Origin of the sequence: Bifidobacterium bifidum ATCC 29521 = JCM 1255 = DSM 20456 (genome assembly GCF_001025135.1) — a bacterium.
GTDB lineage: Bacteria > Actinomycetota > Actinomycetes > Actinomycetales > Bifidobacteriaceae > Bifidobacterium > Bifidobacterium bifidum.
Genome location: NZ_AP012323.1, coordinates 2,029,501 through 2,051,348, shown reverse-complemented (window position 1 = coordinate 2,051,348; position 21,848 = coordinate 2,029,501). Strand labels below are relative to the sequence as shown.

General features: G+C 62.2%; 20 protein-coding genes, 1 tRNA gene and 2 pseudogenes. 22 read left to right on the top strand and 1 reads right to left on the bottom strand.

Going from position 1 to position 21,848, the window contains the following annotated elements:
• Positions 1–53: 53 nt before the first annotated feature.
• Positions 54–209, top strand: a pseudogene (locus BBBF_RS10730) (Fic/DOC family N-terminal domain-containing protein); the annotation flags it as partial.
• A 124-nt stretch (positions 210–333) separates the two neighbouring features.
• Positions 334–978 (top strand): Fic family protein, encoded by a 645-nt coding sequence (locus BBBF_RS10450; RefSeq protein WP_231855219.1) that lies wholly within the window; start codon positions 334–336, stop codon positions 976–978.
• A gap of 51 nt (positions 979–1,029) precedes the next feature.
• Here the strand turns inward: BBBF_RS10450 and BBBF_RS08620 are convergent, their stop codons facing one another.
• Positions 1,030–2,052: an FAD:protein FMN transferase gene (locus BBBF_RS08620; protein WP_021648205.1), complete on the bottom strand. Its 1,023-nt coding sequence runs from the start codon at positions 2,050–2,052 to the stop codon at positions 1,030–1,032.
• A gap of 218 nt (positions 2,053–2,270) precedes the next feature.
• On the opposite strand from BBBF_RS08620, the pseudogene BBBF_RS08615 reads away from it, so the two are divergent.
• The 20 genes and pseudogenes from BBBF_RS08615 to BBBF_RS08520 form a co-directional block, all read left to right on the top strand.
• Positions 2,271–2,423: pseudogene (locus BBBF_RS08615) on the top strand (symporter); the annotation flags it as partial.
• A 240-nt stretch (positions 2,424–2,663) separates the two neighbouring features.
• On the top strand, positions 2,664–4,430 hold the full coding sequence (locus tag BBBF_RS08610) for an FTR1 family iron permease (RefSeq protein WP_033509768.1): 1,767 nt from the start codon (positions 2,664–2,666) through the stop codon (positions 4,428–4,430).
• A gap of 34 nt (positions 4,431–4,464) precedes the next feature.
• Positions 4,465–5,142 (top strand): iron transporter, encoded by a 678-nt coding sequence (locus BBBF_RS08605; RefSeq protein WP_021648202.1) that lies wholly within the window; start codon positions 4,465–4,467, stop codon positions 5,140–5,142.
• A 105-nt stretch (positions 5,143–5,247) separates the two neighbouring features.
• The gene (locus BBBF_RS08600) at positions 5,248–6,534 is read left to right on the top strand and encodes a DUF2318 domain-containing protein (protein ID WP_021648201.1); all 1,287 of its coding nucleotides are present in this window, start codon (positions 5,248–5,250) and stop codon (positions 6,532–6,534) included.
• 20 nt (positions 6,535–6,554) lie between these two features.
• The gene (locus tag BBBF_RS08595) at positions 6,555–7,856 is read left to right on the top strand and encodes an ABC transporter permease (protein WP_003814180.1); all 1,302 of its coding nucleotides are present in this window, start codon (positions 6,555–6,557) and stop codon (positions 7,854–7,856) included.
• Positions 7,857–7,888: 32 nt separating this feature from the next.
• Positions 7,889–9,184, top strand: coding sequence for an ABC transporter permease (locus BBBF_RS08590; protein WP_021648200.1), 1,296 nt, complete (start codon positions 7,889–7,891; stop codon positions 9,182–9,184).
• A 28-nt stretch (positions 9,185–9,212) separates the two neighbouring features.
• Positions 9,213–10,013 carry an ABC transporter ATP-binding protein gene (locus tag BBBF_RS08585; RefSeq protein ID WP_013390316.1) on the top strand — a complete coding sequence of 267 codons (801 nt, stop codon included), beginning with the start codon at positions 9,213–9,215 and terminating at the stop codon, positions 10,011–10,013.
• Positions 10,006–10,584: an FMN-binding protein gene (locus tag BBBF_RS08580; RefSeq protein WP_013363972.1), complete on the top strand. Its 579-nt coding sequence runs from the start codon at positions 10,006–10,008 to the stop codon at positions 10,582–10,584. Before BBBF_RS08585 ends, BBBF_RS08580 begins: the two co-directional genes overlap by 8 nt.
• A 225-nt stretch (positions 10,585–10,809) precedes the next feature.
• Positions 10,810–11,520, top strand: coding sequence for a GntR family transcriptional regulator (locus tag BBBF_RS08575; RefSeq protein WP_003816112.1), 711 nt, complete (start codon positions 10,810–10,812; stop codon positions 11,518–11,520).
• A 294-nt stretch (positions 11,521–11,814) separates the two neighbouring features.
• On the top strand, positions 11,815–12,213 hold the full coding sequence (locus BBBF_RS08570; protein WP_003820348.1) for an HAD hydrolase family protein: 399 nt from the start codon (positions 11,815–11,817) through the stop codon (positions 12,211–12,213).
• Between the two features lie 285 nt (positions 12,214–12,498).
• Positions 12,499–13,839 (top strand): PTS sugar transporter subunit IIC, encoded by a 1,341-nt coding sequence (locus BBBF_RS08565; protein WP_013363970.1) that lies wholly within the window; start codon positions 12,499–12,501, stop codon positions 13,837–13,839.
• Positions 13,840–13,969: 130 nt separating this feature from the next.
• A complete protein-coding gene (locus BBBF_RS08560) occupies positions 13,970–14,269 on the top strand; it encodes a PTS sugar transporter subunit IIB (protein ID WP_003816116.1) in 300 nt (99 codons plus the stop codon).
• A 135-nt stretch (positions 14,270–14,404) separates the two neighbouring features.
• Positions 14,405–14,734, top strand: a complete 330-nt coding sequence (locus BBBF_RS08555; RefSeq protein ID WP_021648195.1) for a PTS lactose/cellobiose transporter subunit IIA — start codon at positions 14,405–14,407, stop codon at positions 14,732–14,734.
• A 61-nt stretch (positions 14,735–14,795) separates the two neighbouring features.
• Positions 14,796–16,229: a 6-phospho-beta-glucosidase gene (locus BBBF_RS08550; protein WP_003814196.1), complete on the top strand. Its 1,434-nt coding sequence runs from the start codon at positions 14,796–14,798 to the stop codon at positions 16,227–16,229.
• A gap of 59 nt (positions 16,230–16,288) precedes the next feature.
• Positions 16,289–16,525 carry an HAD family hydrolase gene (locus BBBF_RS08545; RefSeq protein ID WP_003820345.1) on the top strand — a complete coding sequence of 79 codons (237 nt, stop codon included), beginning with the start codon at positions 16,289–16,291 and terminating at the stop codon, positions 16,523–16,525.
• A 106-nt stretch (positions 16,526–16,631) separates the two neighbouring features.
• The gene (locus BBBF_RS08540; RefSeq protein WP_022174007.1) at positions 16,632–17,126 is read left to right on the top strand and encodes a hypothetical protein; all 495 of its coding nucleotides are present in this window, start codon (positions 16,632–16,634) and stop codon (positions 17,124–17,126) included.
• A 3-nt stretch (positions 17,127–17,129) separates the two neighbouring features.
• On the top strand, positions 17,130–18,416 hold the full coding sequence (locus tag BBBF_RS08535) for a putative ABC transporter permease (protein ID WP_003814202.1): 1,287 nt from the start codon (positions 17,130–17,132) through the stop codon (positions 18,414–18,416).
• A 127-nt stretch (positions 18,417–18,543) separates the two neighbouring features.
• On the top strand, positions 18,544–19,386 hold the full coding sequence (locus BBBF_RS08530; protein ID WP_021648193.1) for a Cof-type HAD-IIB family hydrolase: 843 nt from the start codon (positions 18,544–18,546) through the stop codon (positions 19,384–19,386).
• Positions 19,387–19,699: 313 nt separating this feature from the next.
• A tRNA-Lys gene (locus tag BBBF_RS08525) sits at positions 19,700–19,772 on the top strand.
• A gap of 1,041 nt (positions 19,773–20,813) precedes the next feature.
• Positions 20,814–21,794, top strand: coding sequence for a class C sortase (locus tag BBBF_RS08520; protein WP_017143610.1), 981 nt, complete (start codon positions 20,814–20,816; stop codon positions 21,792–21,794).
• Positions 21,795–21,848 lie beyond the last annotated feature (54 nt).

Sequence of the window (21,848 nt, the reverse complement as noted above, 5' to 3'; positions counted from 1 at the left end):
TGATTTAAAAAAATGTACAGCTAGTGTTATGGAGAAAGAAATGTTCGCGCCAGATGCGCCCGGCGAGCTGGGGGGACCTGCCTAACCCCGATATGCTGCGTCGCCCGACCATGCGTCGCGAAGCGCAGAGCACCAGCGCCCTGGAAGGCACGTTCGAGCCGCTCGAAACCGTTCTCGCTCAGGATTATGAGGTGGGCGAGGACAAAAGCGGACTGAGCGAGTCCATGCGCGAGGTGCTGAACTACCTCGATGCGGCGGAATGCGGCATAGGCCAGATTCAGTCCGGGCATCCCATAAGCCTGCACTCTCGTGCGCGAATTGCAGAAGCTTCTTGTGAAGGGCACGAAGTCCGACAATCCACAGGCCTGGGATATACGATCCACCCAAGTGTTCATCGGTCCACCCACGCGGCGCATCGAGGATGCGCGTTTCGCGCCCATGCCTCCGGGGCGAATCGGGCGGTTGCTGGTGCTGTTGCAGATGATGAGCCGAGGCCTGCTGAGCCAGCCGCTGCTGTCCGTATCCCCGTGGTTCGAGCGCCGTCGACCCGAATATCAGGACAGATTGCTCGGTGTTTCCACGAAAGGGGATTGGGACGACTGGATACTGTTCTTCTGCCAAGACATCGAGGAATCCTGTGAGGACGCGCTGCTGCGCGTGAAGCGTCTTGTCAATGTGCGGCAGAGGTATCGCAGTCTATTGGATGAGCACAGATACAGCGGCCTGTCCGTGCAGACGGCGATGTACCTCATCGGGCAGCCCACCGTCACGGCGAGTATGTTGAGGAGAAGGTTCGGCAAGAGCCCGTCGGCCGTACAGCACGCGCTGTCTCGTCTGGTGTCCGTGGGTATACTCCGTGCATATCCGGCCGGAAGGGGCAACCTGTATATCGCTCCGGACATCCATAAGGTGCTTGCTGCACCGCTCGGCGCGGCGATTGACGTGTCGGCGCCACTGATGTGCGAGCGTGGCGAATAGGCACAAGAAAACCTGGCGGTGGCATGACGCAGGTGCTCCCTCCCGCATTGTTTATACGGTGAAGAAGTTGCCGGGGAAGTGACGGCTCATGATGGCCGTGCGGTCGGCGTGCACCGCGGCGCATTCGAAGTCGAATGCGCGGGCGAGCTCGTCCGGTGCGGTGACGAAGCAGGCGGTGGCGAGTCCATCCGCCAGCGCGGTGGGGTAGGGTCGGCCAGCCGCCGATGGCACATAGACCCAACTCGCGGCGACATCGCGCACGGGACGGCCGTCGACCGCGTTGAGCAGATGATGCAGCTGACGGCCTGCCTCCTCACCCCAATGGCGTCGGCTGGGGGCGCTCGCGCAGAACGCCCCGTCAACGATGCTTGCGATGCCGATCGCCTCGGTTCCGGGGTTGGCGGGATCCTCCAGGGCGATGGTGACGGTGTCGCCGGTGTCGTGTCCTGACCCCTCGGCGAGTGGGGCCGGTTGAGCAGGCTCGCCCGTGCGGATCAGCAGATCGCCGCCCGCGTCGATGATGTAGGGCGCGTGAGAGCCGGGGCCGGTGGCGGATTGCCGGACGGTTTCATCGCCCGCGTGCCCGTCCAATATCGCGCCGATCAGATCGGCGCAATATCCCTTGCCGAAAGCCCCGAAATCCAAGTGAACCGCGCGCTGCGTCACCAGCGTTGTGCCATGACGCTCCACATCGTTGCGCCATGTCGGGCGCCCGTGGACGGCACCGAGATGATGCTCCGCATCGGGTTCCATTGTCATCGAATACCGTGCGTCATAGCCAAGCCGGATCAGATCCTCGCCCACACACGGGTCAAGCGCCCCGTCGGTCGCGGTGCAGAACGCATCGGCCAGATCGAACAGCCCGGAGGCCCAATCGGGAAAATCAAACGAGCCGCCATGCGAGGATTCGCCCATTGCGGTCACCAGCGAATCGGCGCGGAACCGCGACAGCACGGACTCGTACCCGTCGATGAACGCGTCGAGTTTCGAGCGGAAGCCGTCGTCGAGGGCCGTCGCCGACTGAATGATCATTCCGGTGCCCATCGCGCGTTCAAACGCAGTCGTATACGGCATCCGCCCATGCAATCCGCTCATGCCCCTCAGCGTAGCATTTCGCCAGCGGGGGCAGTCGCCTTAGCCTACGTTGATGCCGGAGATTTTGAGGCCTCCGGGTGAGATGGGACGGTAAGGGTTCCGCTGGAGGATGCGGTGTCCAGCCGTTGCACGCTGCCGTCGCTCAACACCACATGATGATGGGCCAGACGGCTGGCGTTCGCGATGAAGATGGGCCGATGCTGCTGTTCACCGGCGTCTCCGCGATCGGCGTGGCCTCGGGCGCGGGCTACCGCATCGCCGCGGTGTGCGCGGCCGTGCTGTGCGGCATCGGAGGCATCGTCTTCGCGTTCTACAACGAGCGGAAGGTGTTGAATCGTCTTGATGGCTGAAGCAGGCTCTCAAAACTCACAGATACAAGGGGAAAAACCCGAAAAACGTCTTGTATCTGCGAGTTTTGAGAGCGGCCCCTAATGGGCCACCCATACGATGACCACAATATGAGACATTTCGGCCTCAGGGGCCGCTCTATTACCGCATAAAAATTCAAAAGTCAAGACTGTTCTTTCAGGTTTTTTTTCTCTATATTGCATAGATGGTTTAGAAAGCGTTGATATGGAGAGGAATCCAATATGCGATGTCGTGCGGTAGCGCATCTTCGGGCGGTTGGATGTCGTTCGCTGGCCGTCGTCGCGGCGCTGTTCACGGTGATGGCCGTCATGTTCGCCCCGCAGGCGATGGCCGCCGACGGTTCCGCGGATTACGACACATGGGCCGACGTCGCCGCCGCGATGGACAAGCAGCTACAGCAGGGGCAGAAGGAATACGAGGACGGCAACACCGCCGGTTCCACGTCCGACTTCATGGCCGCATACAACGAGATCTATGTGGCGTCCAACTTCACCCAGGTCGTGACCGACAACATCGGCTCCGACAAGCAGGCCTCCCAGCAGCAGGCGTTCCAAGACATTCAGGACCTGTCATATGTGACGGGCAACGAGGTGAAGATCGAACAGAGCGTGACCGCGCTCGTCTCCGACCTCGACAGCACCGCCAAGCAGCTCGACGCGAACACCAAGCTCGCCAATCCCCGCGACTACGACAAGGCGCTGCAGGAGCAGATCGCCAAGGAGCGCAAGGTTCTGCAGTCCAAGCAGAAGAAGAACCCCGGCAAGGGCGACCGCAGCTGGACCGACGTGGCCAACGAGATGATGCCGATCCTCGACAAGGCCTACAAGTCGTACGCGGGCGGCGACGGCGCGAAGGGCGCTACCCTCGTCAACGACGCCTACTACCAGTACTACGAGAAGCTCGGCTTCGAGAAGAACGTGATGAACGCCATCAGCGGCGACCGCGTCTCGCAGGTCGAGTACCAGTTCAAGATGTGCCGCAAGTCGATGAACACAGGCGCCTCGCTCAAAGACACCAAGAAGCTCGTCGACGATTTGAAGGCCATGCTGGTCGAGGACGCCGGCAAGCTCGACGGCGGTGCCGCCGACAAGGAAGGCAGCTTCACCAAGTTCATCACCAGCTCGGTCGGCCAGGCGTTCCTGATTCTGATTCGTGAGGGTCTTGAGGCGCTGCTGGTGGTCGCGGCCGTGGTGGCGTACCTCGTCAAGTCCGGCAACAAGCGTTTCACCAAGTGGATCTATGTGGGCGTGCTCGCCGGTCTTGCCGGCGCAGGCGTGGTCGCGGTCATCTTCGTGCTCGCGTTCGGTGGGTCCGGCCCGATTCAGGAGATCATGGAAGGCGTGTGCGCCCTGATTGCCATGGCCATGCTGCTATGGACCAGCAATTGGATGCTCAACAAGTCCAGCGTCGAGGCATGGAACCGGTACATCAAGGAGAAGACCGAAGCCGCGGTGGCCTCCGTCTCCTCACAGGTCGATGCCGGCGAAAAGGTCGCGTCCCGTACGGTGATCTCGCTCGCCATGCTGAGCTTCCTCGCCGTGTTCCGTGAAGGCGCCGAGACGGTGATCTTCTACCAGTCGATTTACACGATGAGCCGCGATGCGCATGGCATGGTGATTGGTGCCGTCGCCGCCGCGGTGGTGCTGCTGATCATCTTCTTCGTGATTCGCTTCACGTCGGTGAAGATTCCGATCGGACCGTTCTTCCTGGTCACGTCGATCCTGATGTCGGTGCTGGTGGTCGTGTTCGCCGGCGGCGGCGTGCACTCGCTGATCGAGGGCGACGCACTCCCGGCAACGTATCTGCAAGGCGTTCCGACGAACGACTGGCTCGGCTTCTACCCGTACGTCGAATGCATCATCGCCCAGGTGATTGCGGCCATCGCGGTGATCGCCCTGTTCGTGGTCGGCTTCATCAAGCAGCGCAAGGCGAAGGCCAAGGCTGCCGTGACGGCCGGTGCCCCGAACAATCAACCCAACAATCTGTGAATACCATTCACTACACAACAAAGGAAATAGAGAAATGATGAAGAACAAGAAGATCGCCGCCCTGCTCGGCGTGCTGCTGGCCGGTTCCATGGCCTTCTCGCTGTCCGCGTGCGGTTCCACCAACAATGCTTCCGACAACAAGTCTTCGGGCAGCTCCTCTCAGTCCAGCGACAAGAAGGACAACTCCAGCTCCGGCGCAGGCTTTGAAGAGGTCCCGGTCGGCCCGTCCGGCACCGCCGAGGAGCAGGACAAGGACACCGGCCCGCTGACCGTCGGTGCCGTGTACTTCCAGCCGATTGACATGGAGCCCGCCTCCATGGGCCTGAAGGCCGCTGATTCGAGCTTCCACCTCGAAGCCGACATCCACGCCAACCAGAAGGGTACCGAGCTGGGCTACGGCAAGGGCGACTTCGTCCCCGAGCTGACCGTGAACTACACGATCATCGACAAGTCCACCGGCAAGGAAGTCGAAGGCGGCAAGGCCACCTCCGGTACCTTCATGCAGATGAACGCCTCCGACGGCCCGCACTACGGCACCAACGTCAAGCTCGACAAGGCCGGCACCTACCAGCTGAAGCTGTCGATCGAATCCCCGGCCAAGAAGGGCTGGATGCTGCACGTCGATCCCGAGACCGGCGTCAAGGGTCGCTTCTGGACCGAGCCGATCGAGGTCACCTTCGACAACTGGGAATACACCCCGCGTCAGTGGTGATTGACATTGCCTGAGTGAAATGCTCCTCTCTGCCCGAGAGGAGCTTTCGCTGTTTTTATGACGGAATGAACGGAACATAATAGACGGAACAAGGAAAGGGTGCGAATGCTCGAACAGTTCGTAGCGGTGATGCCGGGCACGCTGGGGCCCGCGTTGCTGGTCATGTGCATGAGTGTGATGCTGACCGTCGGCGAGGGGCGTGACAAGCCGATCAGCTCCCGATGGCGTCTGTGGGGAATCCTCATCGGATTGGTGGCGGCGATCGTGTTCGCCGGACTGCGTGCATCCGCGGTGATTAACCAGCGTACATTCATCAACTACCCGGTGCTGTGGTGCTGCGTGGTCATCGACCTCCTGCTGATCGTGTTGGTGTTCGTGAACCGACTGATCACCCGCAATTGGCGTCGGCACGCCGCGGTGATGCATCTCGCCAATCTGGTGGCGGCGTTGGGCATCGCGCTCACCGTGTTCTATGCGCTGCCGGACGTGATCCTGCAGCTGACCATCTGGGTCGAGCCGGGAGACCCGATCTTCACGTCCGATATGCTGCTGCGTGCGCTCGGCTTTGTGCTGGGCATCATCGCGTCCGCGGTCATCGCCGCGATCTTCCGCACGATGCGTTCGACGGCGGTCCGTCCGGCGTTCCTGTCCGCGGTGCTGGTGGTGCTGGTGATCCAGCTGATGCAGCATCTGACCGGCTTGCTGCAGATCATGCAGGCCCGCACGCTGCGGTTCCCGCACATCGCGTTCGTGATGCTCGCCTGGCTGATCAACAACAAGTCCGGTTTGATTATGGCCCAAGCGTTCATATTCCTGATTCCCGCCGTCGCCTCGGTGGTGGCCGGCTTGCGTATGCCGGTTTCTGCGAAGCGACTCGCGGCCGACGTCAATGCGGCCACAGTGCGCAAGCACAAGGCGTTCCGGCGCCGTGCGATCGCCGCCGCCGCATGGAGCATGGTGGCGATGATCGGCGTTACCGCGACGCTGACCTTGGGCGTGGCCGCAATCAACCAGCAGCCGACTCTCTCGCCGCCGGAAGCGTATTCGCTCAAGGACGGCGTGGCCACGATCCCGTTCAGCCAGGTCGAGGACGGCCATTTGCACCGCTTCGAATACAAGGCCAAGGACGGCACCGTGATGCGCTTCATCATCATCAAGAAGAACGGCGGCGCGTACGGCATCGGCCTCGACGCCTGCGAGAACTGCGGCGACGCCGGATACTACGAGAAGGACGGCAAGATCATCTGTAAGAAGTGTGAGGTGGCCATCAACCTGGCGACTATCGGCTTCAAGGGCGGGTGCAACCCGATCCCGTTCCCGTACAAGACCGGTAGCGGCAAGATCACCATTCAGACCGCCGACCTGGACGCGCTGAGCGCCCACTTCCAGTAAGGCAGGAAGGGGTTTAGACCATGTTCTTTCTGAGAATGATCAGGCGCTCGTTCACCCGCCAGTTACGCAGGCGCCTGCTGATCGCGCTGACCGTGTGCCTGTCGGCCACGGTGTCGGTGTCGATGCTGGGCGTCGTGTTCGACGTGGGCGACAAGCTCAACGCCGAGCTGAGCACGTATGGCTCGAACATCACCGTGCAGCCGAAGTCCGATGCGGTGGTGTCCGACCTGTACAACATGGAGGGCGGCCCGCAGTCCGACGCGGATCCGACCTCGTTCCTGAAGGAGTCCGACGCGGCGAAGATCAAGACGATTTTCTGGGCGTTCAACATCACGAATTTCGCGCCGCAACTCAACGTCCACGCGCAGGTGAACGGCACGGCGGCGGCGGTAGTCGGCACGTGGTTCAACAAGACGCTGAAGCTCGCGTCGGGCGAGACCACCGTCGTGGGCGTCGATGGCATGCGCTCATGGTGGAAGCTCGACGGCAGCTGGCCGAAGGATGACACCGATCAGGGTGTGATCGGCACGACGCTCGCGCAGCAGCTCGGCGTGGGACGCGGCGATACGGTCACCTTGCGCAAGACCACGGCGGCCGGGAACACGCACGAACAGAAGATTCGCATCACCGGCGTCTACGATTCCGGCGACGACGACAACAGTGCCATCTACATCTCCTCGTCGGTGGCACAGGTGCTGTCGGATCTGCCGGACTCCGTCGACAAGATCGAGGTGAAGGCGCTGACAACGCCGGAGAACGATCTGGCGCGCAAGGCGGCCCAGAACCCCGCCGCGCTCAGCCAAGACGAGTGGGAGACCTGGTATTGCACGGCATACCCCAGCTCAATCGCCTATCAGATCGAGGAGGTCATTCCCGGCGCGGTCGCCAAGCAGGTGCGGCAGGTCGCCGCGCTGCAGGGCAACGTGCTGCAGAAGACCCAGGCCGTGATGATCCTGATGACGGTGCTGAGCCTGCTCGCCGCGGCCGTGGCAGTGGCCAACCTGATGGTCGCCTCGATCGGCGAGCGGTCGAGCGAACTGGCCCTGCTCAAGGCGATCGGTGCAACCGATGGCGCGGTGTCGCGCCTGATGATGGCGGAGACCGCGGCGATCTCGCTTCTGGGAGCCATCGTCGGCGCCGCTTTGGGCTCGGGCGTGGCGCAGATCATCGGGCAGGTGGTGTTCGGTTCGGGCATCACCATGCGCCCGATGGTGTTCGTGCTGGTGTTCGTGCTGCTGGCGCTGACCGTGCTGCTGGCATCGGCGTCGTCGATTCGCTCGATTCTGAGCCTCAAGCCGGCGGAGGTGCTGCATGGACGCTGATCGTAAGACGATGATGAAGGAGGTGTGCTGAGATGACCAATACCGGTATGTTCTTCAGGATGCTGTTGAGTGCGGTGTTCCGCAGGCGGTCTCGCGCGGTCATGGCCGTGGTGGCGTCGCTGGTCGGCGCCGCTACGCTGTCCTGTCTGGCGATGATCTGCATCGCCGTGCCGCAGCAGATGAATCAGGAGATGCGAGCCTATGGCGCCAACCTGATCGTGACGCCGCTCGCCGATTCGGAGAACGGCAAGTCCGGCATCGATGACGCGATGGTCGAGCACACCACGGAGATGGTGAGCGCCAAGGGCTCGGAAAAGCACGCCACGTACCGTTACGAGAACGTGCGCGTCAACGCGGCCCCGTACGTGATGGCCGGCGTCAACCCCGCGCAGGTCAGGAACCTCAACCATCATTGGGTCGTCGACGGCTCCTGGCCGTCCGCGGGCAAGGTGCTGGTCGGCCGGGACGTCGCCGATGCGATGGGTTTGAAGGTCGGCGGCAGCATCACCATCGGCTACCGCGCATCAGACAACGCCGCGTCCTCGGGACAGGCGAGCCAGTCCGGTACTGACGGCACCGATGGCACGGCGCAGTCCGGCACTGGCGGCACGTCAGACGGCCAGACCTCGTCCGGCTCCACCGGCGCCCAGCAGACCCAGAACGGCCACGTCTCCAGCGACATCATGGACACGTCCGGCACCGAGTTCCGTGTGGCCGGCATCGTTGACACCGGCGGCAGCGAGGATTCGATCATCTACGCGCTGGCCGGCGACGTGGACAAGCTCACCGGCTCCACGCGCGGCGTGGACGTCATCGAATACTCGTCGGGCGCCTCGGATCTCACCGCGCTGGTCAACAGCATCAACGATATGACGTCGATGCATGTCAAGGCGCAGCAGGTCACCAAGATCACCGCTTCCGACACGCGCGTCATCACGATGCTGCAGACGCTGTTCTGGATCGTGTCGCTGGTTGTGCTGGTGTTCACGCTGGTCGGCGTCGGCACCACGATCAGCTCCATCGTCTCGCAGCGGCGCAACGAGATCGGTCTGCGCAAGGCGCTCGGCGCGAGCTCGCATGCCATCGGCGTCGAGTTCTATGTGGAATCGGCGGTGTATGGCCTGCTCGGCGGCCTGCTTGGCACTGTGACAGGCTATGGCATGGCCCGCTGGCTGTGCGCCACCGTGTTTGAGCGTTCCATCGGTTTCAACTGGTGGCTCGCCGTCGTGTCGGTGGTGTTCAGCGCGCTGGTCGCCGTCGTCGCATCCATCCCCCCGGTGCATCGCGCCACGCGCATCGACCCCGCGGTCGTGCTGCGCGAGGAATAGTTGGAATAGTTAAGGAATAATCATGGATATGCTGCTTGAACTCGATCATATTTCCAAGATCTACGGCGACCTGCATGCGGTCGATGATCTGAGCCTGACCGTTCCGCAGGGCGAATGGCTGGCCATCGTCGGCTCGTCGGGTTCCGGCAAGACGACGCTGATGAACATGATTGGCTGCATGGACACGCCGAGCAAGGGCTCCGTTTCGCTGGAGGGCCGCAAGCTGGAGGATCTGAACGCCGGCCAGCTCGCCGACGTGCGCAAGAACCTGATCGGCCTGGTGTTCCAGAAGTTCTATCTGGTGCCGCACCTGACGGCCGTCGAGAACGTGATGGTCGCGCAGTACTACCATTCGGTCGTCGACGAGAAGCAGGCCCTTGAGGCGTTGAAGAAGGTCGGTCTGAAGGACCGCGCCCACCATCTGCCGAGCCAGCTGTCCGGCGGCGAGCAGCAGCGCGTGTGCGTCGCGCGTGCGCTGATCAACAACCCGAAGCTGATTCTCGCCGATGAGCCCACCGGCAACCTGGACGAGAAGAACGAGAAGATCGTCCTCGACCTGTTCCGCCAGCTGCATGAACAGGGCACCACGGTCATCGTGGTCACCCATGACGCTCTCGTGGCGAGTTGCGCCCAGCGTGAAATCATGCTCAACCACGGCGTGCTCGTGGGCGAGAAGTGGAATGATAAAAATGCACGTGATGCGTACGTAGCGGCCGGTGGCAAGCCTGCGTCCACCGGTTCTGACGCCGAAGGTGCGCAGCATGGCGATTCTTCCATTGATTTCATTGATCCTACCAAGGCGGCGAAGACAGGTGGTGACCATGAGTGACGGTAGCGCTCTGCAGCATGACGGGCTTGCGGACGGCGGTTCCCCGTCGAAATCCCGCACGCTGAAGAGCGTGACGGTGGCGGCCGCGGGACTGATCGCGGCGACCACGTTGCTGGCCGGTTGCGGCGAGCCCAAGGCCGCGCCGATGAACGACGAGTATGCTGGCAATTCCGGCGAGACCGAGAAGTCGCAGGAGAGCGAGTCCCAGTCATCGAGCGGCTCCGACAGCTCCTCCAAGCGCAAGTCCACGACCTCCGACAAGAAGGACACCGGCAACTACAAGGACGGCACCTATTCGATCAACGGCCAGTACGGGCCGGTCGGAGAGGATTCCATCGACGTGCACCTGACCATCGCCGACCAGAAGGTCGAGAAGGTCGAGATCGTGGGGCATCCGTTCACGACGATCTCCAAGAACCACCAGAATGACTTCGCCGAGGCAATCAATGGCGTGGTCGATGGCAAGCCGCTCAAGGACCTGAAGGTCGACAAGGTGGCCGGAGCCAGCTGGACGTCGGACGCCTTCAACAAGGCGTTGGAGGTCGCGCGGCAGGAGGCCTCGATTCAATAATCGCATGTCGGTTCGTATGGCGCTTGGGTGGCATGGCATGTCGCCCAAGCGCCATTGTCGTATAAAGGGTGCCGAGGCGCACGATATTACGATTATCATGTACGATTGTACATGTTGTTATTCGAATAACCGTGTGTTGTGCGATAAAATCATGATGTCATGGGATGCGGTGTCTCTGGCGGTGATGGGGGCCGCTGCATCGGGCGGAATCAGACGGTAGGAGGAATGATGGCTCAGGATTACCGCGAATTGGCCACGACTCTCAGAGGCCGTATCGATGCCGGTGAGTTCCGGCAGACCGGGAAGCTGCCCACCGAGGACCAGCTGATAGAGGAGTACCAGACCACGAGGTACCGCGTGCGCAATGCCATCGCGGTGCTCGCCGAGGCCGGCGACGTGTTCCCGGTGCGGGGCAGCGGCGTGTTCGTGCGCGAGGACCGTGAGGGCGATTACCTGTCGATCGGCACCACGCGCGGCATTTCCGCGGAGTACCCGCATCGCAAGGTGACGTCCGTGGTGCAGGAGTTGTCGCTGCTGCAGGCCGACTCCGTGCTGGCCAAGCGCATGCACTGCGCCGAGGGTGATCAGGTGTGGCGTGTCGTGCGTCTGCGGCAGGTCGACGGCAATCCGCTGGCATATGAGACGGCGTGGTATCTCAAGGAATTCGTGCCGTTCATCAATGAGCAGATCGCCGAGGGGTCGCTGTTCGGGTACGCGCGCAACGACCTCGGTCTGAATTTCGGCTTCGTCGACAAGGTGCTGTACGCGGGCAAGCTGGAGGCGGACGCGGCCCGGGTGCTTGGTCTGAACGAGGGTGATCCCGCGCTGTACCTGGAGGATGACTCGTTCCTGACCAACGGCCGTCTGTTCAACTCCTCGTTCATCGCATACCATTACGTCAACGCGAGGTTCTTCACGATGACCTCGATGCGCTGACGCACGGCAGCCGGCTCCGCTCGTAAGGCCGCATGGCCGCCACGACCATCGACGAAAGGCGGACGACGATGTCCAAGATCATCCTGTTGGACGTGGACGGCACACTGGTCGACTACGACAACAACCTGCCGGACTCGGCCGTGAGGGTCATCCGCGCGGCCTTGAATTCTATCTGGAAAGCAACAACGGCCCGAGGGCTTCGAGGAGGGCGCGCTCGACGCCATCCGCGAGTATTCCGCCCGCAAGGGCAAGGAGAACGTCAATCGCCTGACCGTGCGCGAGGCGTTCCCCGACATGATCTTCGACGGTGAGCTGTACCGGCACGACGTGAACAAGATCAGCTACGTGCTCGGCTCGTACCGGGACTTCCTCGACACCCGCGGGCGTTTCCCCGACCTCGAATCGGGCACGTGGGGCGGTAGGGGAGCGACGGCGCTGTTCGGCGATCTCGGAGTCAAGGGCATCACCAAGGCCCATGCGATTGACCGGCTGCTCGCGCATCTCGGCGCGAATCGGCAGGACACCGTCGCGTTCGGCGACGCGGCCGTCGACATCCCGATGCTGGAGTACTGCGCGGTCGGCGTGGCGATGGGCAACGGGTCGGAGGACATCAAGGCGATGGCCGGCATCGTCGCCGGCGATGTGGAGGAGGACGGGCTCGCCCGCGCTTTCGAACGGCTCGGCCTGATGTGAGCCGTCGAAGTAAAAACGATTAATTTATTCGAATAAATTTTGACCACCGGCGTGTCGCAATCTTGACCAGTGAGCGCTGACAATGGCTGAATTATGCCGATAATCGGTGTAATAACAGCGATGTGACCATATTTGACAGGATTCCCATAATCCGTATACTAAAAGCACAAGTTATTCGAACAACAAAAAGTATATCGAATAACTGAAGGCTGAAAAGCCGTGCTGGAAGTACAACAGAAGATGCGGACTACGAAGTCCGCAGATGTCCAAGGAAGGACTCCTGTGATGAAGGAAAGGTTCACCAACGTCGCGCAGAAGACGCTTGACGTGTTCGTGAAATTCGCGAGCACCAAAGCCATCACCGCGCTCAAGGACGGCTTCGTGCTGTCCATGCCGATCACGCTCGTCGGCTCGATCTTCCTGCTGATCGCAAACCTGCCGATCACCGGCTACACCGATTTCATGGCCCGGATCTTCGGCAGCGATTGGAATCTGGGTCTCAACCAGATCAACAACTCCACGTTCAACGTGCTCGCGATGGTCATCGCCGTCGGCATCGGCTACTCCTACGCCCGCAACGAGAAGATGGACGGCATCTCCTGCGGCATCCTGACGCTGGTCTCGTTCCTCATCGTCTCGCCCTCCACGCTGACGGTCACCAGCGACACCATCAAGGCGCTGGGCGGCGACACCGCCACCATCTCCAACGTCCTGCCGAACACGTGGATGGGCGGCAACGGCATCATCTCCGCCATCATCATGGGCCTGATCGGCTCGTGGGTCTACACCACCTGCATCAAGAAGAACCTGCGCATCAAGATGCCCGACGCCGTGCCCGAAGGCGTATCGAACGCCTTCTCCGCGATGATCCCCGGCTTCTTCATCATGTGCTACTCCGCGATCATCTACCAGGTGTGCCAGGTCTTCGGCGGCGTTTCGCTGACCGAGCTCATCTTCAAGATCATCCAGACCCCGATGCAGGGCCTGACCGACAACTGGGCCGGTGCCATCATCATCGTGCTGCTCATGTCGCTGCTGTTCTGGTGCGGTCTGCACGGTCCGAACATCGTCTCCGGCATCATCTACCCGGTGCTCACCGCCAACTCGCTGGTCAACCAGAACCTCATGGACCAGGGCATCAAGGCCACGCAGGCCAACGGCGGCCACTATCTGGTGCCGCAGCTCATCGACTGCTTCTGCAAGTTCGGCGGCGTCGGCCTGACCCTCGGCTTCATCGTCGCGGCGCTGCTGGTCGCCAAGTCCGCCCAGGTGCGCGAGCTGTCCAAGCTGTCGCTCGTCCCCGGCATCTTCAACGTGAACGAGCCCATGATCTTCGGCCTGCCGATCGTCTACAACCCGATCATGCTCATCCCGTTCATTTGCGCCCCGCTGGTCGCCGTGATCCTCACCTACGGTGCCATGGTCATCGGCTTCCTGCCCGCCTTCGGCGCCATGCAGGTGCCGTGGACCACGCCGCCGATCATCTCCGGCTTCCTGCTCGGCGGATGGCAGGGCGTGGTGATCCAGGTGCTGATCTTCGCGGCCTCCATCGCCATCTGGTTCCCGTTCGTCAAGATGCAGGACAAGATCTGCCTCAAGCAGGAGCAGGACGCCGCGGCCGAGTAACCGTCAGGCCGCCGGACGGCCACTGCGGCCGGCGACCGGTCCGCACGACACAACTTCAACCCAACCCCCTCAACAAGCCAACAAGTCAACAGCGTGGCCGCAAGGCCGCACCCCACGAAAGGAAACCATCATGCATATCGTCCTTTGCTGCAACCAGGGAATGTCCACCTCCATGCTCGTCAAGAAGATGCGCGAAGCCGCCGCCAAGAACGGTGTCGACGTGCAGATTGACGCCTACCCGATCTCCGAGATCGAGGAGAAGGCTCCCGACGCGGCCGTCATCCTGCTCGGACCGCAGGTGCGCTTCGAACTGAACCGTGTCAAGGGCCTGTTCCCGAACATCCCGGTCGAGTCCATCAACCCGCAGGACTACGGCCTGGTGCGCGGCGAGAACGTGCTCAACCACGCGATCGAGCTCGCCGGTAAGTGATCTCCCTCTCCCGGCGTCGCCCGATACGACGGTGCCGGGCATTCCCTCCCTCATTCCCCACCACCCAACCCCACGAATGACCGTCCGCCGCGAGCCGGTGACCGGCGCGGCGAACACCGACGAAAGGACAGTCCAATGGCGGACGCACCCGAAACCCTTGACATGGAAGTGCTGTGCATGCAGATGATCGTCGCTGCCGGCTCCGCGAAATCCGATTACATGGAAGCGCTGCAGGCCGTCAAGGCCGGCGACTATGAGACCGCCGCCGCGAAGATGAAGTCCGGCGACGAGCAGTACGCGGTCGGCCACGAACAGCACGCGAAGCTGGTGCAGCAGGAGGCGGCCGGCGACCCGGTCACGATGTCGCTGCTGCTCACCCACGTCGAAGACCAGATGATGTCGACCGAGACCGTGAAGCTCATGGTCACCGAGCTCATCGACCTGTATCGAAAGCTCAACGGCTGAGGGCCTTCGGCGCACGACACGCATATCACGTACGGCAAACACAAGTAAAGGAACAAGCATCATGGGATTTCCCGAGAATTTCCTCTGGGGCGGCGCGGTCGCCGCACATCAGCTTGAAGGCGCATGGGACGTGGACGGCCGCGGCCCGAGCATCTGCGACGTACTCACCGGCGGGGCGGCCGGCGTGGCCCGCAAGATCACCGACGGCGTGATCGACGGGCTCAACTACCCGAACCACCGCGGCATCGACTATTATCACACCTTCCGCGAGGACGATGCGCTGTTCCGGGAAATGGGCTTCAAGTGCTTCCGCACATCCATCTCCTGGTCCCGCATTTTTCCGAACGGCGACGAAGAGGAGCCGAACGAGGCCGGACTCAAGTTCTACGAAGAGCTGTTCTCCGACTACCGCGCCAAGGGCATGGAGCCGGTCGTCACCCTCTCCCACTTCGAAATGCCCCTGCACCTGGCCAAGATGGGCGGCTTCACCAACCGCAAGGTCGTCGACTGCTTCGTGCGCTTCGCCACCACGGTGATGGAGCGCTACAAGGACCTGGTGACCTACTGGCTGACCTTCAACGAGGTCGACAACCAGATGAACATGCACACGCCGATCTTCCCGTACACGAACTCCGGCATCATCCCCAACCCGGACGACACCCCGCACGAGGTGGAGCAGAAGGTCTGGCAGGCGATTCACAACGAGTTCGTCGCCGCGGCCATCGCGGTCAAGCGAGGACGCGAGATCAACCCGGACTTCCAGATCGGCTGCATGCTCTCCTTCGTGCCGATCTATCCGGAGACTTGCCGCCCGGACGACGTCATGCTCGCCCAGGAGCAGATGCGCAAGCGCTACCTGTTCGGCGACGTGTACGTGCACGGCGAGTATCCGCGCTACCTGCTCAAGTGGTGGGAGCGTGACGGCATCGACATCGCAATGGAGCCGGGCGACCTCGACGCCATCAAGGACGGCATCGTCGACTACATCTCCCTGAGCTACTACATGTCCGTAGCCGTCAGCTCGCAGGGCTCCACGCTCGACGCGATGGAGCACGGCCTCGACGGGCTGGTGCCCAACCCGTACATCAAGGCCACCGACTGGGGCTGGCAGATCGATCCGGTCGGCCTGCGCTACTCGCTGTGCGAGATGTACGAGCGCTGGAACAAGCCGCTGTTCATCGTCGAGAACGGCGTGGGCATGTACGAGACGCCCGACGGGAACGGCTACATCGCCGACGACTCGCGCATCGAATACCTCAAGAGCCACATCGCCGAGGTCAAGAAGGCCATCGACCTGGACGGCGTGCCCGTCATGGGCTACACGGTCTGGGGCTGCATCGACGTGGTGAGCTTCACCACCGGCGAGATGAAGAAGCGCTACGGCCTGATCTACGTGGACGGCGACGATGAAGGCCACGGCTCGTACAAGCGCAGCCGCAAGAAGTCCTTCGGCTGGTACCAGCACGTCATCGCCACCAACGGCGAGGAGCTGTAAACCCGAATCCCGCCGCGCGCGAGCAGACGCGGCGGGATGGCGTTACGCTCGGCGACCTGGTGCCTGGCAGCAAGGGCGGGGGACTGCGTTTCGCTGCGGCCACCATGGGCGTGCCGCTCGCCGACACGGTGGCGATCGGCGACAGCGACAATGACCTGACCATGAACGAGGTGGCCGGCATCGGCATCGCGATGGGCAACGGGGAGCAGTGCGCCAAAGACGCCGCCGATTGGGTCGCCGATGCGGTGGACGCGAGCGGCCTCGCGCACGCCTTCGAGCGGCTGGGCGTGGTGTAGCAGCCCCAGCCCGCGCACGGCACGGCTTTCCGGCAAGGAGCGTAATCCATCTGACTGTATTACGATGGAACATGATTCGTACACCGACGTCGGAGGTATCGCCGTTATGACATCCAAGCAGAACAACTATCTGCGCGAGCGTGAAAAAGCCAATGCGCGCTCGCCATTCTCCAAACGAACGCCGGAACGTGTGATCATGTGCGCCGGTGCCGTGTATTCGGTCGGCATGGCCATCTTCTTCGCGCTGTCGTACTTCGGCGTGATTTCCAGTACGTCCGAGGCCGCCCGGACGTCGGCTCAGGCCGTGACCGCGCTGAGCCGCAACAGCAGCAACACGGCGCTCATCATCCTGTACGCCATCGTGACGGCGGGAGTCGCCGCGGTGACCATATATATGGCCGTGAAGCACATGCAGCCCGGTCCGCGGTTCAAATGGACGGTCGGCTGGATGATCTTCGTGATGGTCTTCTCACTGTTCACCGCTGACATGGTGGGGCTGATCGCGTTCGGCGTGGCCTTCGGCATGTACATGACACGCGATTGGCAGCTGCTGCGTGCCGTCAACGCCGCGAACGCCGGCAAACGCTCGTCGAAGCGCTGATACATGGCCTCTGACACGACCAGTCAGCGTCGCGACGGGCAGGAGCTCGCCGCGGACGTCGACGCACTCGCCAACCAGGCGGTACTCGCCGACGTCGAACAAGAAGCGAAAAGCCACTCCGGCAAGGATGCCGCGGACAGGCGGCTGCCGCTGATCGCCCGCGTCTACGGCGTGCTCGTGCTGCTGCAGGGCGTCATCACTCTCCCCGTCATCGTGCTGATGGCGGGATATTCGGTGCATGAGATTCTCGACGGCCGTGTGACCGTCGACGTGCTGAACCTGACATTCATCCTCACATGCGCCCAGACGGTGGTCTCCAGCGCCAACGCGGCATGCCTGACCGTGCTGGGCGTGCTGCTGATCCGCAACCGACGGCGGTATTCCGCCTGGTGGTCGTATATCGTCATGATGGTGACGTTCGCCGAGGGACTGCTGTCGCTCGCATTGGACGGGTTGGGCGCGAATCTGCTCGTGCCGTCCATCCAGATGACCATACTGGTCGCGCTCGCCATAACCCTTGACCCGACTCTGCTGGAGGAACGGCGGCTGCAGCGCGCGCTCAGGCGCATGGATGAGCGCGACGAATACGAGGCGGCGCTCGCCAAGGGCATGGTTGGCCGCGACATGAGCGGCAAGGGCTATATCTCGCTGGATTTCTTCAACCTGTTCTGGATTTTCGTCATCGGCTGCATGATCGGGCTGGTGGTCGAGACGATATATCACTGGTATTACTACGGCGAATATCAGGATCGCGCTGGCATGCTGTGGGGGCCGTTCTCGCCGATCTACGGGTTCGGCGCCGGATTCATGACGATTCTGCTCAACCGGCTGTGGCGCTCGAACTGGGTGCTGATCTTCTTCTCCAGCGCTCTGATCGGCGGCGTGTTCGAGTACTGCTCCAGCTGGTTCATGGAGGTCGCGTTCGGTATCAAGGCCTGGGATTACACGGGCGAATGGCTGTCGATAGGCGGTCGCACCTCCGGCAAGTACATGGTGTTCTGGGGGATTATGGGACTTGCCTGGATCAAGTTCGTGCTGCCGTACCTGCTGAAGTTCATCAACCTGATTCCGTGGAAGGTACGGTATTCGCTGACCGCCGTGGTGTTCGTGCTGCTGTTCATCGACGGCATGATGACATTGATGGCGTTCGACTGCTGGTACGGGCGCATGGCGGGGCATGCGCTGGATTCGCCGATCACGCAGTTCTTCGCCGACCATTTCGGCAACGATTTCATGGCGAACCGATTCCAGACCATGTCCATCGACCCGTCCAGGGCAGGGCGCATGTAGGTCGTGGGCCGTGCGCGGGCGGGGCTGTGCCGAGCCGGGCCGTGCCGGGCCGGGCGGAGTGCAAGACCGCCCGAAGTCCTACACTGGTGCACCGGAAGCGCCTGGAGAAGGCGCGGGAAGGGTGGCAATGTCCAGCAAACTGGTGTTTCTCGATATCGATGGCACATTGGCCGACGAACGGCATGAAGTGCCGATCTCCGCGCAGGAGGCATGCAAGGCGGCCCGGTCGCGCGGCCACAAGCTGTTCATCTGCACCGGACGCTCGATGCCGAAGATCGAACGCGGCATTCTCGATCTCGGATTCGACGGCGTGATCTCGGTGGCCGGAGCGCAGGCGGACGTCAACGGGCGGGTGCTGTTCCGGCATGACATCGCGCCCGAGGCGATCGACGCCGCAACCGCGTATTTCGAACGGCACGGCATCGAGAACTACCAGTGGCAGGGCGCGGACGGCATGTACATCTCGTGCGGGTATGCGCGGCATCTTGAACCCAAGGGGTCGGCCGTGTGGAAGAACGGTCAGTTCGCGCGGTACTGGCATCTGATCGACGACATCGCGGTGCCGGACGGTTCCACGCTGGGGCATGTCATCCATGCGAGCAAGGGCTCGTATTTCTCCGGAGCGGATCCCGATGTGAGTTTTGATGACGTATCGCGTGATTTGGGGGAGTGGTTCACGCTGGTTCACGGCTCGTACGATGATATTTCGCCCAACAACGGCGAGTTGCTCATCAACGGCGTCGACAAGGGCACGGCCCTGTGCGATGTGGCGAAGGACCTCGGCTACAGCATCGCCGACACAATCGCGATTGGCGACAGCGACAACGACACCGCGATGCTCAAGGCCGCGGGCACATCCGTGGCGATGGGCAACGCCACTCATGGCATCGAGTGTTTCTGCGACATGACCACCACCGACATCCACGACGACGGTATCGCCAACGCCTTCGTCACCCTAGGCCTGATCTGATTCAGCGCGTCGCGGGGCGACTGCTGTCTTGCCCCCCCGCTGGCGGGCTGAGCCGTTAAGCAAACAGCGGAGCTGTTTGTAGGCGAAGTCGAGCTGACAGGCGAGCAGCAGAATGGTCGTGCGTAGCACATCCGTAGTTGCAGGGCCCGGAGGGCTGCCGCGTAGGGACTGTGCCATCTTTTGCCCCCCCCCCGCTGGCGGGGGCTGTCGCGTAGCGACTGGGGGTGGTCGTCAGTCAGCGCGCGCAAGATGCCGCCTGCGCGCAACGCCGTACTGGACATTGTCCGGTGTTCGCGTGTATCTTGGTAATGTTGCCCCTTTAGCTCAACGGTTAGAGCAGCGTCCTTTTAAGTCGTGGGTTGTGGGTTCGAATCCCACAGGGGGCACGGTTAAGTCCTTGGAAATCGGCGTTTCCGGGGACTTTTTGCTTGCCATTGACTTTCGACCCTAGTAGGGGCCTGATGGGAGGTGCTTCCTTCCGTCGATTCATTGCTCGTGTTGAAATCCAACATTCGGATATCATGAAAATTACCAATACCCGCCTGAAGCCGTGACTGCTGCTCTTACATGTGGCGGATTTTTTCATCTGCGATATCAGAGGGGAGTGTGGCGATGGCGTCCATTACCGTACATCCAGCCACGCTCCGGTGGCTGTAGCACATAGAGATGGTCTTGCCGAGCTTCCTCAATGGCTAAATGCGGATGCTCCGTTGGACTTGTCTTTTACCAAGCTATCCACGATTGGTTCTGCGTTGCAGATGCCGTTTGGTGCGTTGATGCGTTCCGTGGTTCCTGAAGCTCGTGAAGACGAGCTGATTAGATATCGGACGATTAACAATCAGGGAGTCGAAGCGAGCCGGAATCTTCGAGATACGATTGTTACTTCAAGGATTTCATGGCTCCGAACGCAGGGGATCGCCATTTCCGTGTCTTCCGGGTGCCGGCCAGTGTCTTTCAAGTACCGGTCGGCGGCGACGGGAGACCGCTCGCCGACGTCCTTCGTGGCGAACGGGCTCCGATGGATGCGCTCCATCGCCGGCCCGAAGCAGCATGCCCAAACGTTTGGCAACGTATAGGAGTGTCGGAACACGACGGAAGACAGGCCGGGGCCGGACCCCGGTCACGGAACCGCCTCCGCGCGTGGGAGCGGGCCCGACGATTCATGGGAACGGCCGTCCGCCCGTCGTTCCTGACGGACCGCCGAGACGATATGGGGGTGGCGTCCTTCAGAAACGCGGCGTGTCGGAAAGGAAGGGGCAAAGGGGCGGGGGGGTGATGTCATGGCTGCCGTCCGCGGCAAAGGAATCCCGGCTTCGTACGGCGGAGAGGGGGGCGCGTCGGGTGGAAGACGTCCCTCGTCGTCGTTCCGCGTTATTCTGCCTTCCACAGTGAGGGAACCAAGCCGATCCGTCCGGAGGGAGGTGCGCATGCCGGCATCGTCGAAGACCATCGTCCGTGGTTGGGGAGCCGTCCTGGGCCTGGAGGACGTCCGGAAGGCTTGCGACGCGCGCCGCCGGGCGTCGTTCAGGGGAAGGCTGCTGTCCGTCGTGTCCGTCGCGCTCGTCGTGTCGGGGCTGGTGGTGGTGTCCGTGCCGGTCATGCTGCAGTCGCGGTCCGCCGGGGAACAGTCCGCCACGTCTGATCGTCTGGAGAAAACGGTCGCGGGCTGGCCGTATCCGCGGGCGGAGAACGAATTGAAGGAGGCGCGCGCGTACAACCGCGACCTCGCCTCGCATGGACAGTACGTCCTCGGCGAGGCCAAGGACCCGTTCACGCAGACGAAGGGTTCCGTCTCCGACAAGAGATACCTCTCCATGCTTGACGCTGGCGGGGGCGTCATGGGGTCGGTCACCATCCCGAAGATTGGGGTCGACCTGCCCATCTACCACGGCACATCCGAATCCACGCTCGAGCTCGGGGCAGGCCACCTGTATGGCAGCAGCCTGCCCGTCGGAGGCAAGGGCACGCACGCGGTCATCACCGGGCACAGGGGCTTGGTCAAGGCATTGATGTTCACCAGGCTCGACGAGCTCAAGAAGGGCGATTCCTTCTACATCAAGGTGATGGGCGAGACCCTGGGCTACAAGGTCGACCGCGTCAGCGTGATCGAACCGTCCGACGTGTCGAAACTCAGGATCGTCGAGGACGAGGACCGTGTCACCCTGATGACATGCACGCCGTACGGGGTGAACACGCACCGTCTGCTCGTGTCCGGACTGCGCGCCGCGATCCCGGCGGAGGTTCCAGACGAGTCACAGGTCATCGACCCGCGTCCGGTTCCTCTGTCCGTGGTGGCGGCCTACGTGCTCGCGGCGTTGTGCATACCGCTGTTGTTCACAAGAGATTCTGATCCGCGGCGTCATAGTTCGGGCGTGAAATCCGATTCCGTCCTTGGAAGGAAGCACTGATGAGAATGGCAGAAAACGGAAAAACCACCGGGGGGGGGGTATAGGTTCCTCCTG